This is a genomic window from Bacillaceae bacterium S4-13-56 (assembly GCA_040191315.1).
Lineage (GTDB): Bacteria > Bacillota > Bacilli > Bacillales > JAWJLM01 > JAWJLM01.
Map to the genome: position 1 here is coordinate 13157 of JAWJLM010000005.1, position 15716 is coordinate 28872.

Consider the following 15716-nt stretch of genomic DNA (forward strand, 5'->3'; position numbering starts at 1 on the left):
GCGCTATGACACAGGTCATTGGATTAACTGGAAGTATTGCAAGTGGTAAAAGTACAGTTTCTCTTATGTTTGATGATATTGGAATTCCTGTTATTGATGCTGATAAAATAGCCAGAATTGTCGTTCGACCTGGCGAAAAAGCTTACCATCAAATTATTGAGCATTTTGGAGAGGGAATATTAAGAGAAGATAAGACAATTGATCGTAAAAAGTTGGGATCTATTGTATTTAAGGACGAAGAAAAAAGAAAAGTACTCAACCAAATGGTTCATCCAGCTGTTCGAGAAAGAATGATAAAGGAAAGGGATCTTGTTAAAGAAAAAAATGAGAAGGCTGTTGTATTAGATATCCCTTTATTGTTCGAAAGTAAGCTCGAGCATTTAGTGGACTGGACTTTGGTTGTTTTTGTAAATGAGGAAGTGCAGTTAAAACGATTAATGGATAGGGATGGATATACAGAAGAAGAGGCTTTGGATCGAATTCAATCTCAAATTCCTGTTTTCAAAAAGGCATCCCAAGCTGATGAAGTCATTAATAATAACTCTACAAAAGATGATGCCTATCAACAACTCATTCAGATACTGAGAAAAAGAAATTTAGTTTGATATACGTAAAAGAATAATTAACTCAACCTTATAATAAGGTTGAGTTTTTCTTTTTATCCTGCATGAACGGGCAGTAATACCTTCGCCTAAAGTCTTAAGTGAAACAAAAAGAGTAGGGGGATAAACTCCAATGAAAATAAAACATTAATTTTTTCATATTTGTTGGTCAAGCTTGCTTCATGGTTGGCTGCTAGTAAATGTCCGATTGGTTCAAGGGACTTTAGGTCATACCATTGGGTGCTAACAATCAGTGGGGGATGAAGTTTCACTTTATGTAATCAAATTGATTCACTTTTGCATATAATATGTTATACTAATTAACGATAATCTATATATAGTATGGCATATTCGGGAGGCGTTTCATATGAAGACAAGAATAGCAATCAATGGATTTGGACGGATTGGAAGAATGGTTTTTCGTAAGGCGATTGAAAATCCAGAATTAGAAATTGTGGCCATAAATGCGAGTTATCCTTCAGAAACTCTAGCACACCTTGTTGAATATGACAGTATCCATGGTCGGTTTGATGGAACTGTCCACCCAATGAAAGATGGGCTCTTAGTTAATGGACATAAAGTACTATTATTAAATGGCAGAAATCCAGAGGAACTTCCTTGGGAAAAATTTAAAATAGATATTGTAATTGAAGCTACAGGTAAATTCACAACGAAAGAGTCAGCAGGTGCGCATTTAGATGCTGGTGCAAAGAAAGTGATCATTACAGCTCCAGGAAAAGATGTAGATGCTACTATAGTGATGGGGGTCAATGAGGGGGAGTATGATGATCAAGATCATCATATTGTTTCAAATGCCTCATGTACTACGAACTGTTTGGCACCTGTAGCTAAGGTCATTGACCAAGCTTTTACGATTAAAAATGGATTTATGACAACGATTCATTCTTATACTAGCGACCAAAAAAATCTAGATAATCCTCATAAAGATCTACGAAGAGCAAGAGCGTGTGGGCAATCTATTGTTCCTACGACTACAGGAGCTGCGAAAGCGATAGCAGAAGTGTTACCCAACCTAAAGGGAAAACTCCACGGTATGGCCTTGAGAGTTCCTACACCTAATGTATCTCTAGTAGACTTGGTGGTAGATGTAGAGAAGAAAGTAACCAAAGAAATGGTCAATCGAATACTAGCTGAACAATCAAGAAATGATATGTTAGGTATATTAGGATATACAGACAAACCGCTTGTGTCTATTGATTTTACAACTTCACCACAATCAGCTATTATAGATGGACTTTCAACTTTAGTCCTTGATAACCATAAAATTAAAGTAATCGCATGGTATGATAATGAGTGGGGATATTCATGTAGGGTAGTGGATTTGGCTGTGCATATGCACAGAATGATGACAACTAAAAAAGAAGTTCACGCTTCATAAACCTAGATTTTTCAATAGAGAATTTTCGATCAAAACTTTTCTTGCAAATTTAAGAAATACCCTTTATACTACTTTTGAACTTCTGAAAATAAGACGATTTAATGTGGCTACTTAAAGGGTTAGGACCTCATAGGACTAACTTTCCCCCGTGGTAACCCATCATTTTTTCGTTAGAAGTCGAATCTAGTATTAAGGGGGAGTAACAAATGGATACAATGGGTAGACACGTAATTGCAGAACTGTGGGATTGTAATGAAGCAAAATTAAATGATATTGCTTTCATTGAGCAAATTTTTGTCGATGCTGCACTAAAAGCGGGGGCAGAGATTCGTGAAGTTGCTTTCCACAAATTTGCACCTTTTGGTGTAAGTGGAGTTGTGATCATTTCTGAATCACATTTAACGATTCATAGCTTTCCAGAGCACGGTTATGCAAGCATAGATGTGTATACGTGTGGCGATCGAATTGATCCTAATGTTGCTGCAGAGTACATTCAACAGGCATTAGAGGCCAATACCTGTGAAAAGGTAGAAGTGCCACGCGGAATGGGACCAGTTACTTTACAACAAAGAAAATCTTTATAATAAAAGGAGTGTATCCACTACACTCCTTTTTATTTTGGTCATTTGTTTGATCACCATAGAAGTTTGTGCGGTATTCTGTTAAAATTTTTAGTATAATAGTGAATGAGGTGTCGAAAGATGAGTATTAAGGAATTTGTAAATAAGTACTTAAGCAATCATGCAGAAACGAGCGATCGATCACTACAACCGGAGTTAAAAACGAAATATTTTAAGGCCACAAAGGATCAACTTTTTCGTCATTTAATAGATCAATTTAGTAAATCGGCTGATTATGAATTAATAGGATCCTCTGAAGAGAGAGGAGAAATTAGTGTTTATTATAAGAAGAAAAGAAAGACCTTTATGGTAATAAGTGTTATTATGATTCGCCCATATCGCACCGCTGTTGATTTTTCAGTTACAACTGAATCGGCGTTCCCTATTGACTTTGGGAACACTCATCGTGTAATTGGTGAACATTATGAGTGGATAGGAAAAACTTATCCGAATATTGATTCAAAAGAATATTGATGGTTATATTATGGAGATGATCTGATGAGATGTCCGAATTGTCAATCCAAAAACACAAAGGTAATGGATTCACGCCCGATTGAAGAAGGGAAATCCATTAGAAGAAGACGCGAATGTGAATCCTGTCATTTTCGTTTTACGACCTTTGAACGTGTCGAGGAAATTCCTCTTATTGTAGTAAAGAAAGAAGGAACACGTGAAGAGTTTAGTAGAGAAAAACTAATACGGGGTCTTATCAAGGCTTGTGAAAAAAGGCCGGTGGCGTTAGAAAAAATAGAAAAGATTGCCTTAGATGTCGAGAGGGAATTAAGAAATTCTGGCAACTCTGAAATTATGAGTAAGGAAATTGGGGAACTTGTTATGGAACGATTGGCTACTGTAGATGAGGTAGCTTATGTTCGCTTTGCCTCTGTTTATAGACAATTTAAGGATATCAATGTATTTATTGATGAGTTAAAAGAACTAATCAAAAGAGAAGACTAATAAAGTGAAACTACAATCAGTGGGAGTCCCCACTGATTGTTAGCACACAAGGGTATGATTTAAAGGCCCTTGTACCATTGGACATTACCCCCCACCTACTACTCTTTTCGTTTCACTTAAGACTTGAAGTGGGGGGTATTACTGCCCGTTCATGCGGAATGAATTTTCTCTCGTAGAGATTAGTTTTTTCTTTTTCTAACTTTGCCTACAGTCGCACTCTTAGGTGAGCTTTTCTAAAAGGAGAGTTTTTAATGAGCAAAATTGGACAAATCCTTCCTATTCATGGGTATGTTGTTCATTTTAAGGGTATAGGTTCCATCATAGACCATCAGGCACTTATACAGCTATACCAACCCATTGTTGGACCAAAGGCAGTATCCTTATATCTAACTTTATTCTATGAAAATCAAAAACAACAATATCAACAAATCCCCTCTACACATCATCAACTTATGACGTCCATTGGGTTGCCATTGGACGAGATATATACAGCACGTATGTATTTAGAGGCAATTGGACTCCTAAGAACCTTTAAAAAAACAAATGAACAAGCAGGATATATTTTTCATTACATTCTTTACCCACCTTTTTCTGCAAATCAGTTCTTTAAGGATACAATGTTATCATTGCTTTTATCACATCATATCGGGGAAAACATGTTTCAAAAGCTCTATGATAAATTGTATATGGCGGACGATGTAGTAGAGGGCAGTGAAATAACGGCATCATTCCAGGAGGTATTCCAGGATATTTCACTCAAACCATTAGTTCCTGTAGAGTCACAAACGAAGAAAGAAAATGACATACTGGAAAAAACAAAAGAAGAGTTAGTTGACTTTGTTATCCTTGCCAATTCCCTAAAACAAAGAATGCTACCAGTTCAAAAGTTGCTGACCCCTTCATTAAAAACTTTAATCGAACAATTAGCCGCCCTTTACCGATTAACAACACATGATTTTGAGCTAGCTATTCATTGGGCTTTGGATGAAAAACAAGAAATTGATATGGAAGAATTAAAAGAAATCTGTCATGACTTATATATTAAAAATGATCATTCACAAGAAGAAATAAAAAAAGAGGACGAAAATAGACAAACCATTGAAATATCCAATGACCAATTTGGAAAATTAAATGACCAAGAAAAATTAATATATATGATGGAGAGAAGATCACCAAAAGAAGTTTTAGAGGATTTTTCGAATGGATCCAAGGTTCCTGATCAGGATCTGAAAATGATAAGAGATATCATGCATAAACAAGGACTCCCTTCTCCTGTCATGAACATGCTTATTCAATATGTCCTTTACCGTACAGATATGAAGTTAAATAGAAGTTATATAGAAAAAATTGCAGGTCAGTGGAGCCGGCTAGGAATTAAGACAGCCAGAGAAGCTATGGAAGTTACAATCCGTGAAAATAAAAAGTATCAGGAATGGTCAAAAGCATATAAAAAGCAGACACCACCCGTGAAACAAGAAGTTGTGCCGGAGTGGTTTAAAAAGCAAAAAGAACAAAAGTCAGAGCCTAAACAGAAACAACCTACTGTATCTCAAGATGAGTTTGAAAAATGGCAGGAAGAAATGCGAAAGTTTAAGAAAGATAGAAATCAAAAGCAAGGGTGAATAAAATGGAACCAATTCAAACCTCTTTGAAAAAATGGATGGAACAGAGTGAGGGTTTTCAAAAAGAATTTCAAAAGGTGAAGCGAGATCTTCTTCAAGATCCAGAAATTCAAAGACTAATACAGGGACACCCTTCTCTAACAGGTGACTCGTTAAATAAACATTTAATAAAACTATACGAGTATAAAAGTCAATCAAAAAACTGTGAGAATTGTACTTCTTTAAATGGATGTGTCAATATGGTACAAGGATATGTTCCTAAACCAAACGAAGACGGTGGTCCGTTCCGTTTAATATATGAGCCTTGTTCCAAACGAAAGCAATATGAGGAACAAATATCAAAGAAATCGTTTGTACAAAGTTTGTATATTCCTAAAGAAATAATAGATGCCTCATGGGAAGGGATTCACCTAGATGACCCAGAACGAATGCCCATTCTTCAGGAAATTAAGCAATTTCTTATGGATGCTGAGCAAGGAGTTCCATCAAAAGGTCTTTACTTACACGGTCCTTTTGGAGTTGGTAAGACCTATTTACTTGGAGCGATTGCGAATGAGTTAGCAGAATACAAAATTCAGAGCATGATTATTTATATGCCGGAGCTGGTTAGAGAAATGAAAGGCTCTTTAAGTGATGGTTCGATAAACCAGAAAATAGACCGATTTAAAAATGTCCCCGTTTTAATGCTAGATGATATTGGTGCCGAAACACAATCCCCATGGTTTAGAGATGAGGTGTTAGGTGCCATACTACAGTATCGCATGATGGAAAGACTACCTGTATTTTTCACATCTAATTTGAGCCCTGATGAGTTAGAAATTACTCTCTCTGAAACGAACAAAGGTGGAATAGAAAAGATAAAAGCTGGACGAATTATGGAACGAATAAATCAAGTAAGTGAACCCCTTGCTTTATACGGTAAAAATAGAAGGAAACAACGATAAGTAAACATCGTTGTTCTTTTTTATTTTTGGCACGACAAGGAATGAATCATTTTTTTTTGATTTTTCCCATATAATATAACAGTTTTTGTAGGAAGGGGGGAGTCAATGGATATTTATTTTGAACGAAAGGAAGAGGTGCTTCTTTTTTGTAAAATTCTTTTAGAGAATGGATTTAAAGATAAAATTGGTATCCAGCAAAAAAGAAGTCATAGGATAGCATTAGAGATAGAGCCCTCGAGTTATCCAAAAAAGAATATTGCTAGGGTGTTAGCGCGTGTTTTTATTCAAGAGCGAGAGCGACAATGGATTCGTGAAATCATACAAGATTGTTATTACTTTGAGGACAAAGAAGAAGTTGCTCATATTGAGGAAGTATGCCATTCCATTTTAAAAGGGCAATATGAGAAAAACTTTTTTAACCATTCTAGTCATGAAGAGTATATCACTAGTCTTTTCCTAGAGCGGTGGCAAGAAGAACGTTCTTTTTTATTTGAATCTTTTCTTCGGTTTCGGCTCCAGGATTATAAAAAGGAGCTGATTGAATTAGTTGGGGTGTCTATTGAAGATTATAAAAGAGAGCAGGAGTATCAAACTTTTATTCATTCCTTACGACATTTTATTGGAACACAAGATTCTAAGATCAACTATGTAAACTTTCATATAAAAGAACCTGAGCTCATTTATGAGAAAAATGGAAAACTTGTTGATACAATGAAGTTGGAAGAATGGGTAAGAAATCTGCCCTTATATTTATTCAATGTTAATGAAGGTGATCACTTACTAGCATCATTACTAGCGATGAATCCAGAGAAAATTGAAATTTTTAGTGATGATCCTTCAGAACCCAAATTGTTAACTGTTATTAACATTTTCCAAGAACGAGTAAGCATATTGCCTGCTTCTTCTTTTCCATTTTTAAAAAAGAATATAAAATCTTGATTTTCATTTGCACAATGGCTATAATACGTACATAAATGAAAGAACAACAGGTTGAGATAAGGACAAGAGCTATGTGATTCGTTTCAGCAGAGAGGGAAGACTAGGCTGGAAGCTTCCCGAACACGACATATAGTTCACCACCTTTGAGCCCTAACTATGAAAAAAAAGTAGTAGTTAGCGTTTAGTCGCGTTAAAGACTTAATGAAGCCGCGAAAATGCGGAAATAAGGGTGGAACCACGGGTAAAACACTCGTCCCTTTGCTTATTGCAAAGGGACGAGTGTTTTTTGTCTCTCAACTAAAATAAAGGAGCGATTGCGAATGATTCAAGTTACATTTCCAGATGGTACTGTTAAAGAATTTGAAAAAGGGACCACAGGGGAAGAAGTGGCAGCATCTATTAGTCCAGGATTGAAAAAGCAAGCACTTGCTTTCCGTATTGATGGGAAGGAATATGATCTTCGTTCAGAAGTAAAGAATGGACAAATCGAAATTATTACTTACCGAAATCCTAAAGGTATTGAAATTATGCGTCACTCAACTGCACATTTAATGGCTCAAGCCATTCGAAGATTGTATGGTGAGGTTAACTTCGGAGTAGGACCTGTTATAGAAAATGGATTTTATTACGACATCGATATGGAGGAATCCATTACGACGGAAGATTTTCCAAAGATAGAAAAAGAAATGCAGAAAATTGTTAGTGAAAATCTTGAGATTGTCCGTCAGGAAGTTTCAAGAGAAGAAGCTAAGCGCCGTTTTGAAGAACTTGGAGATCCATTGAAGATCGAATTACTAGAGAATATTCCAGAGGGCGAGCAGGTTTCAATTTATGAGCAAGGTGAGTTTTTTGATTTATGTCGTGGGGTCCATGTTCCATCCACAGGTAAAATTAAAGTATTCAAATTACTAAGTGTTTCTGGGGCCTATTGGCGAGGAGACAGTAAGAATAAAATGCTTCAAAGAATTTATGGTACAGTATTTGAGAAAAAGAGTGAGCTAGATGAGCATTTAAGGCTGTTAGAAGAAGCGAAAGAAAGGGACCACCGAAAGCTTGGAAAAGAGCTGGGGATTTTTACTGTTTCTCAAAAAGTGGGACAAGGACTTCCTTTGTGGCTTCCTAAAGGGGCGACTATTCGAAGAACGATCGAGCGCTACATCGTCGATTTAGAAGAACGTCTAGGCTATAACCATGTTTATACTCCTGTTTTAGGAAGTGTTGAGTTATATAAAACTAGTGGTCATTGGGATCATTATAAGGATGACATGTTCCCACCAATGGAAATGGATAATGAGGATTTAGTTCTTCGTCCAATGAACTGTCCACACCATATGATGGTTTATAAAAATCAGTTGCACAGTTATCGAAACTTACCAGTTCGTATTGCTGAACTTGGTATGATGCATCGTCATGAAATGTCGGGATCTCTTGCTGGTCTTCAACGAGTTCGAGCGATGACATTAAACGATGCTCATATCTTTGCCCGTCCGGATCAACTAAAAGATGAGTTCATTCGAGTAGTTCAATTAGTTCAAGCTGTATATAGAGACTTTGGAATTGACGACTATTATTTCCGCCTTTCTTATCGCGATCCAGATGATAAGGAAAAGTATGTGGATAATGATGAAATGTGGGAAAAAGCGCAAGCCTTATTAAAAGAGACTATGGAAGAGATGGAATTAGAATACGAGGAAGTTGAAGGGGAAGCAGCTTTTTATGGACCGAAATTAGATGTACAGGTTAAAACAGCACTTGGAAAAGACGAAACCCTTTCTACGGTTCAGCTTGACTTCCATTTACCCAACCGATTTGATTTAACTTATATTGGAGAAGATGGAAAAGAGCATCGACCAGTTGTCATCCACCGTGGAGTGGTTTCTACAATGGAACGATTTGTTGCCTTTTTAATTGAAGAATATAAGGGAGCCTTCCCAACTTGGCTTGCTCCCGTTCAAGCAAAAATTATCCCGGTTTCAGCAGATGCTCATTTAGAGTATGCAAGAAAAGTGGAGGACAAGCTTCGTGAAGCTGGAGTAAGAGTAGAAGTTGATGAAAGAGACGAGAAAATTGGGTACAAAATTAGAGAAGCACAGATGCAGAAGCTTCCATTCCAACTAGTAGTTGGAGATCAAGAGATTGAGAAAGATACAGTTAATGTAAGAAGATATGGACAAAAGGATACAGAAACACTTCCAATAGATGAGTTTATCAATCTTATTAAGAACGAGATTCAACAGAAGTCAAATCAATAATAGATCATACAAAAAGCGAGGTCGATACATCGATCTCGCTTTTTGTTATACTATCAGAATTTATAACTTTGGGTCGGTTGATAGTACCAGTAAAGCAGGAAGGGAAGCTACTTATAGCTTCTTCGGAGAAACAAGTGATTTTCTTGTTTTAAAGCGTAGCGTCCTTGACTACCTACTCTAGTCGATAGAAAATAACATCTTGATTTTTCGAAAAAAATCGGTTATTCTTGAATAGTTGTGTTTATTTTTGGTCTTTATTGACACATCAGATACACCATGCTATACTTTTAAGGTAAAACTAAACGATGTGTCTTTGACAAGTAGAAGCACCCGCTTCTCACCTGATCGACGCTTTTGGAGCAGTTGGCAGGTCCGACAAATTTGATGATCAATTATGATTGAATCAATGACGGAATGTGTGGGTGCGAAAGAGTGCCTACACTTTTTTTATTGCTGAAATTCTTGTCAAGAATGAACACTGGTAGCCCTTTTAAGGACTACCAAATTAACCTTGGAGGTGGCTGGTTATTAGCAAAGATATGTTTGTCAATGAGAATATACGTGCACGTGAGGTGAGACTCATTGACGTAAATGGAGAGCAGCTTGGCGTGAAATCTCGTCAAGAAGCATTGGATCTAGCGCAAACTGCAAACTTAGATCTTGTAATGGTGGCTCCTAATGCAAAACCGCCTGTTTGTCGCATTATGGATTTTGGGAAGTATCGTTACGAACAGCAAAAGAAAGATAAAGAAGCACGCAAAAATCAAAAGATTATTAATATTAAAGAAGTGCGTTTGAGTCCTAATATCGAAGAGCATGACTTTAATACTAAGCTGCGTAACGCCCGTAAATTCCTTGAAAAAGGCGATAAAGTAAAGGCATCTATTCGTTTCCGGGGACGTGCGATTACTCATAAGGAAATTGGTCAAGAGGTATTAGAACGTTTGGCTAAAGAATGTGAGGATCTATGTACAGTGGAAACAAAGCCTAAAATGGAAGGCCGTAGCATGTTCATAATGCTTGCTCCTCGAAATGAGAAGAAATAGAAACCGAGAGCTTGTCTGACTAGTAAAGGAGGAACTTATAATGCCAAAAATGAAAACCCATAAAGGTTCTCAAAAACGTTTTAAAAGAACTGGAAGTGGCAAACTGAAGCGTTCTCATGCTTTCACAAGCCATATGTTCGCTCATAAAACACAAAAGCAAAAACGTAAATTACGTAAGAGTGCCGTTGTAAGCACTGGAGATATGAAGCGTATTAAAGCAATGCTACCTAAGTAAAACAACGGATGTAGTAAGTCCGCAATCTAGGAGGGATTATTTATGCCACGTGTTAAAGGTGGAACCGTTACACGACGTCGTCGTAAACGCGTATTAAAGTTAGCAAAAGGTTATTATGGTTCAAAACATAATCTATTTAAAGTAGCAAAACAACAAGTAATGAAATCCGGTCAGTATGCTTATCGTGACCGTCGTCAAAAGAAGCGTGACTTCCGTAAGTTATGGATTGCCCGTATTAATGCAGCAGCTCGTTTGAATGATATTTCTTACAGCCGTTTAATGCATGGTCTAAAGCTTGCTGGTATTGAAGTTAACCGCAAAATGCTTGCTGATCTTGCTATTTCTGATGAAAAAGCATTCACAAGCTTAGTAGAGCAAGCAAAAGCTGCACTAAAATAATACTTTTTTACTTAAGCCATTTTCCTCATGAAAGGAAAATGGCTTTTTACTTTAAAGAAGGAAGGATAATGTAGTGACAACTTACATAGTCATTTATTATAGTGCTATAAATCTAATGGCGCTGCTTTTTATGGGCATGGATAAAAGGAAAGCCGTGAAAGGGCAATGGAGAATCCCCGAAAAAACACTCTGGCTGTTAGCGTGGTTTGGTGGTGCAGGTGGTGGTTGGTTAGGTATGAAGTGGTTTCGTCATAAAACCAAACATGGACTTTTCAAGAATGGAATGCCTTTCTTATTTTTAGTCCATATTCTATTTGTTTTTTGGATATCTGATAAATACTAAACTTGTCATAAAGGCTCGTCTTATGTCATATAGTTAGAAGGAGAAACCTAATGGTCGAAGGAGGTAAGTTGTAGGAATAGTAAGATATATAGAAAGGGGAAAATATATGGAGGAAATGGCATCACAGATTATGACTGCTATTGAAACGAGTGGTCGACTGGCTCCCCTTTTATTCATTCTTATTCATGTCATCAGACCTATCTTTTTTCTGCCAGTTGCGTTTATAACGGTATTTGGTGGAGTCTTGTTCGGAACCATATACGGTTCCATTTATTCAATGATTGGTGTCACCTTGTCTAGCCTTTCCTTCTATATAATGATTAAATTGATGCCTAAAATGTTAAATAAATTTACTAGGCTTAAGGAAAAGGTAATGGGAAAATATCCGTCATTGTCCATGAAACAAATTGCCTTGCTTCGGTTAATTCCATTTATTCATTTTCATTTATTATCTTTATGTGTAATTGAACTTTCTAGCAATTTTAAGGAATATACACGTGCATCGTTTTTATCAAATATTCCTCTTGCAGTTGTGTATACATCGTTTGGGCAATGGATATCGAATTTGTCACCAGCAATGGCCATTGTTGCAGTGGCATTATTGCTTCCGATGATCTATCTGCTTAGAAGTAAAGAAGTTATAGTAAAATGGGAGGATTTCTTTCATTCTAATAAAGAAGAATCCTTTCCTCAGAGACAACAAGCAAGTTAAAAAACTCGCCTTAAGGCGAGTTTTTTATTTAATCAACTTGTTTATTGGATATTTCCACTCGATACTGGCATGAGGATAATGAATTAAAATCTCTTTCTCAACAAAATAAAGATCATCTTTTGACATGCCCTTTAAGCGGTTGGGATTTCTAGCCCAAACGGTAATGGTGATCACATCAAATGAACTTTCTGTAGTTCCTAAGTATTTCTCTCCTTCAAAAAGAACCCCTTTATATGTCACTAAAAAGTTTTTTCGAATATTATCGCTATCATCTAAAAAGTAAAATTCCTGTTTATCCTGAGCTAATTCAAGTCTTCGCTTTGGGTTCATGATGTATTTGTAGGCCGTATATACAAATATAATTAACGTAACTAAAATTAAAATTCGCAGGATAAATACAATCATACAGAGTCCTCCCTAAACCGCTTGTATATCTTATACGTTTCAATTTACCATATGGTTTCAATTGTTCTAAAAATTTTTTGGGAAGTTATCTACATGATATAATGATCAGTGGGAAAATGGGAAGGGGCTAAATAAAAATGGACTATCAGATAAAAATAAAACTTTTAACAGATGAAGCTAAATTACCTTATCAAGCTAATCCAGGAGATGCAGGATTAGATCTTTTTTCAACAGAGGAAAAGGTGATCAAACCGGGAGAGAGTGCCTTAATTGGAACGGGTATTCAAATCGAATTACCTATAGGGACAGAAGCGCAAGTTCGACCAAGAAGTGGACTAGCTCTTAAACATTCGGTAACAGTTTTAAATAGCCCGGGAACCATTGATGAAGGGTATCGGGGAGAAATAAAAGTAATTCTAATCAATCATGGGAAACATCCATTTTTAGTGGAAAAGAAGATGCGTATTGCACAGATCGTGATTGCTCCTGTAACAAAAGTTAACATGATTCAAGTCGATGAGTTATCCGATTCAAATAGAGGAAGTGGAGGATTTGGCTCGTCGGGAAAATAATTATATACTACTGAAACCAGCTCTTTGTTTATTCTAGTAAGAAAGGCTATAATAAGTGGTGAATTACATAAGGGAGGTTAGAGGACATGGCAAAATTAGATGAAACAATAACCATGCTTAAAGATTTAACAGATGCAAAAGCCATTCCTGGTGACGAAAAAGAAGCAAGAGATGTGATGAAGCAGTATATCACTCCATATGCTGATGAAGTTTATCAGGATCATCTTGGGAGCTTAATTGCAAAAAAAGTAGGGAAAGAAAACGGTCCTAAGGTTATGGTTGCTGGACATTTAGATGAGGTTGGCTTCATGGTAACACGCATTGATGACAAGGGCTTTGTCTATTTCCAGACTGTTGGTGGCTGGTGGGGACAGGTTATGCTTGCTCAGCGAGTGACCATTCAAACTAAAAATGGGGATGTTACGGGTATAATTGGTTCTAAACCTCCACATATTCTTCCAGCTGAGGCTAGAAAAAAACCTGTTGATATCAAAGAAATGTTTATTGATATCGGTGCATCTAGTAAGGAAGAAGCACAAGAATTTGGAGTAAGACCTGGTGATTCTATTGTTCCTTACTTTGAGTTTACGGTTATGAAAAATGAAAAGATGCTTTTAGCCAAAGCATGGGATAATCGCATTGGTTGCGCCATTGCCATTGAAGTATTAAAGCAGTTAAAAGGTGTGGAGCATCCAAATGAAGTCTACGGTGTAGGGACTGTTCAAGAGGAAGTAGGACTTCGCGGGGCAAAGACATCTGCTAACATGATTAATCCTGATATTGCTTTTGGTGTAGACGTAGGTATTGCTGGAGATACACCAGGAATTAGTGATAAAGAAGCGTCTAGCAAAATGGGAGAAGGTCCACAGATTATTCTTTACGATGCATCTATGGTTTCTCACAAAGTCCTTCGCGATCTTGTTACCAATACCGCTGATGAAATGAATATTCCGTATCAATTTGATGCTATTGCTGGTGGTGGAACAGATTCCGGTTCGATTCATCTTACTGCAAATGGTGTACCAACCCTGTCTATCACTATCGCCACTCGTTATATTCACTCTCATGCAGCAATGCTTCATCGTGATGACTTCGAAAATGCTGTAAAGCTAATCGTTGAAGTGATAAAACGATTGGATGCTGATACTGTAAAAGAAATTACGTTTAATTAATTATTTGTTGAAAGTACGCCTTTGATGGCGTGCTTTTTAATAAGATAAGTATGAAATTTGTCTAGCTCCAGCGAAAAAGCTTCATCGAGTAATCTTCGAAGTTTTGCCCCAAGTAATCGCTGAAAGGAAAGCTACATAGAGCTACTTCGCAGAAACAAGTGCTTTTCTTGTTTCGAGTGGCAGCCTCTCGACTAGAGTCGGTTCCCGCTTTTGCATTAGGATTTGCACTTAGAATATAAGGGCTCCTGACTCTTTCAAGAATATCTTTAACGATAAGCCGAGTTTTCTAATGTTAGTCCGATGAAACACATTCTTCCTAATAAAAAGAAGAGGACAATCCCATATGTCCTCTCCATAGTACCCATATTACTTTTTCAGAGATGATTCCAAGGTTTGTAGCATGTCATTCTTATCATCTTGGTCACAGTTTTGCCAGTATAACTCAAACAGGACACCTAACCCAGGAAGCATCTTTTCTTCCTCACTTTGGATAGCATCTAAAATAGTTGCCTCGATTTGTTCTTCCGAATTTTCCTTCATGTTATCCACGATTGCTCTTCTTAAATTCAAGTTCACTATAAACACCTCACTTTTTCAATCTTCGTTCCTAGTTTGACCATTACTAGTGAAAATATGTATGATAAGAAGCGAGCGGAGGGATACAATGAATGATCTAATCACCTCAAAACAAAATCCAAAAATGAAAGAATGGAAAAAGTTAAAACAAAAAAAGGAAAGATATAAAACACAACGATATCTAGTTGAGGGTGAGCATCTAATTGAAGAGGCTATACAATCAAACGTAACAGTCGAAACCATTATTATTGAGGAAAGCTATCAGGGACATGTTCCTATTTCTTCAAATATACAAATTTATACAGTTACGAAAACACTGTTTCAAGAGATTAGTGACACAGAATCACCTCAAGGAATTGCTGGCATCGTCGTAATGAATGCTGAAGAGTTACCAGCAGAATCCCAAAGAATTCTTTTGTTGGATAGAATACAAGATCCAGGTAATTTAGGAACAATGATTAGAACAGCTGATGCTGCTGGTTTTGATGCTGTTGTGCTGGGAGATGGCTGTGTGGACCTATTTAATAGCAAAGTTATACGTTCCACTCAAGGTTCTCTATTTCATCTTCCCTTCCTACAAAAATCATTGGAAGAAATCATTCCTACCTTAAAGAAAAGCGGGTTTCAGGTTTGGGGTACAGCCCTTGAAAATTCTTCACCCTATCAAGAAGCAACTCCAACACTTCCACTAGCCCTTTTATTAGGAAATGAAGGGGCTGGTGTTTCAAAAGATCTGTTAGAATTAACCGACCACAACGTAAAAATTCCTATCTACGGGAAGGCGGAATCGTTAAATGTAAGTATTGCTGCTGCTATTCTTATGTATTATGTGAGATAAACACTTGCAAGTTTCGTTCCCATTTTCTATAATAAGACATAATTGAATGAAGCAAGGCGTTGAAGGAGCTAGTAAGTGAACCA

Annotated in this window: 19 protein-coding genes and 3 other annotated features (1 of these 22 cut by a window edge); of the genes, 17 read left to right on the forward strand and 2 right to left on the reverse strand. The window is 36.9% G+C overall.

The window, feature by feature from the left end; genetic code table 11:
* Positions 1-5: 5 nt before the first annotated feature.
* The 14 genes from coaE (at position 6) to RZN25_02525 (ending at position 12070) form a co-directional block, all read left to right on the forward strand.
* Positions 6-605 (forward strand): dephospho-CoA kinase, encoded by a 600-nt coding sequence (coaE, locus tag RZN25_02460; GenBank protein ID MEQ6375694.1) that lies wholly within the window; start codon positions 6-8, stop codon positions 603-605.
* Positions 606-969: 364 nt separating this feature from the next.
* Positions 970-2001, forward strand: a complete 1032-nt coding sequence (locus RZN25_02465) for a glyceraldehyde-3-phosphate dehydrogenase (protein ID MEQ6375695.1) — start codon at positions 970-972, stop codon at positions 1999-2001.
* A 206-nt stretch (positions 2002-2207) separates the two neighbouring features.
* Complete coding sequence (gene speD / locus RZN25_02470; GenBank protein MEQ6375696.1) at positions 2208-2585, forward strand: adenosylmethionine decarboxylase; 378 nt, start codon at positions 2208-2210, stop codon at positions 2583-2585.
* A gap of 117 nt (positions 2586-2702) precedes the next feature.
* Entirely contained in the window at positions 2703-3095 is a 393-nt protein-coding gene (locus RZN25_02475; GenBank protein MEQ6375697.1) for a cytosolic protein, read from the forward strand.
* 24 nt (positions 3096-3119) lie between these two features.
* Positions 3120-3578, forward strand: a complete 459-nt coding sequence (nrdR, locus tag RZN25_02480; GenBank protein MEQ6375698.1) for a transcriptional regulator NrdR — start codon at positions 3120-3122, stop codon at positions 3576-3578.
* Between the two features lie 251 nt (positions 3579-3829).
* The gene (locus tag RZN25_02485) at positions 3830-5200 is read left to right on the forward strand and encodes a DnaD domain protein (GenBank protein ID MEQ6375699.1); all 1371 of its coding nucleotides are present in this window, start codon (positions 3830-3832) and stop codon (positions 5198-5200) included.
* A gap of 5 nt (positions 5201-5205) precedes the next feature.
* Positions 5206-6144, forward strand: coding sequence for a primosomal protein DnaI (dnaI, locus tag RZN25_02490; GenBank protein MEQ6375700.1), 939 nt, complete (start codon positions 5206-5208; stop codon positions 6142-6144).
* A 105-nt stretch (positions 6145-6249) separates the two neighbouring features.
* Positions 6250-7083, forward strand: coding sequence for a putative sporulation protein YtxC (locus RZN25_02495; GenBank protein MEQ6375701.1), 834 nt, complete (start codon positions 6250-6252; stop codon positions 7081-7083).
* Positions 7084-7127: 44 nt separating this feature from the next.
* Positions 7128-7344: a binding site (T-box leader), on the forward strand.
* 53 nt (positions 7345-7397) lie between these two features.
* Positions 7398-9335, forward strand: a complete 1938-nt coding sequence (gene thrS, locus RZN25_02500) for a threonine--tRNA ligase (GenBank protein ID MEQ6375702.1) — start codon at positions 7398-7400, stop codon at positions 9333-9335.
* Positions 9336-9647: 312 nt separating this feature from the next.
* Positions 9648-9789 (forward strand) — a sequence feature (ribosomal protein L20 leader region).
* Positions 9790-9874: 85 nt separating this feature from the next.
* Positions 9875-10381 carry a translation initiation factor IF-3 gene (infC, locus tag RZN25_02505; protein ID MEQ6375703.1) on the forward strand — a complete coding sequence of 169 codons (507 nt, stop codon included), beginning with the start codon at positions 9875-9877 and terminating at the stop codon, positions 10379-10381.
* Positions 10382-10421: 40 nt separating this feature from the next.
* A complete protein-coding gene (gene rpmI, locus RZN25_02510; protein MEQ6375704.1) occupies positions 10422-10616 on the forward strand; it encodes a 50S ribosomal protein L35 in 195 nt (64 codons plus the stop codon).
* A 42-nt stretch (positions 10617-10658) separates the two neighbouring features.
* Positions 10659-11015, forward strand: a complete 357-nt coding sequence (gene rplT, locus RZN25_02515) for a 50S ribosomal protein L20 (GenBank protein ID MEQ6375705.1) — start codon at positions 10659-10661, stop codon at positions 11013-11015.
* Positions 11016-11088: 73 nt separating this feature from the next.
* Positions 11089-11358, forward strand: a complete 270-nt coding sequence (locus tag RZN25_02520) for a DUF1294 domain-containing protein (GenBank protein MEQ6375706.1) — start codon at positions 11089-11091, stop codon at positions 11356-11358.
* A gap of 106 nt (positions 11359-11464) precedes the next feature.
* Positions 11465-12070 (forward strand): VTT domain-containing protein, encoded by a 606-nt coding sequence (locus RZN25_02525; protein MEQ6375707.1) that lies wholly within the window; start codon positions 11465-11467, stop codon positions 12068-12070.
* A gap of 24 nt (positions 12071-12094) precedes the next feature.
* Here the strand turns inward: RZN25_02525 and RZN25_02530 are convergent, their stop codons facing one another.
* On the reverse strand, positions 12095-12475 hold the full coding sequence (locus tag RZN25_02530; GenBank protein ID MEQ6375708.1) for a sigma-w pathway protein ysdB: 381 nt from the start codon (positions 12473-12475) through the stop codon (positions 12095-12097).
* Between the two features lie 137 nt (positions 12476-12612).
* Here RZN25_02530 and dut point away from each other — a divergent pair, with 137 nt between their 5' ends.
* Both dut and RZN25_02540 read left to right on the forward strand, forming a co-directional pair.
* Positions 12613-13047, forward strand: a complete 435-nt coding sequence (gene dut, locus RZN25_02535) for a dUTP diphosphatase (GenBank protein MEQ6375709.1) — start codon at positions 12613-12615, stop codon at positions 13045-13047.
* Positions 13048-13133: 86 nt separating this feature from the next.
* A complete protein-coding gene (locus RZN25_02540) occupies positions 13134-14219 on the forward strand; it encodes a M42 family metallopeptidase (protein ID MEQ6375710.1) in 1086 nt (361 codons plus the stop codon).
* Positions 14220-14585: 366 nt separating this feature from the next.
* Here the strand turns inward: RZN25_02540 and sspI are convergent, their stop codons facing one another.
* On the reverse strand, positions 14586-14795 hold the full coding sequence (gene sspI / locus RZN25_02545; protein MEQ6375711.1) for a small acid-soluble spore protein SspI: 210 nt from the start codon (positions 14793-14795) through the stop codon (positions 14586-14588).
* A gap of 88 nt (positions 14796-14883) precedes the next feature.
* Between sspI and RZN25_02550 the strand changes: the two genes are divergently transcribed.
* Complete coding sequence (locus RZN25_02550) at positions 14884-15633, forward strand: RNA methyltransferase (protein ID MEQ6375712.1); 750 nt, start codon at positions 14884-14886, stop codon at positions 15631-15633.
* A 50-nt stretch (positions 15634-15683) separates the two neighbouring features.
* Positions 15684-15716: a binding site (T-box leader), on the forward strand (it continues 207 nt past the right edge of the window).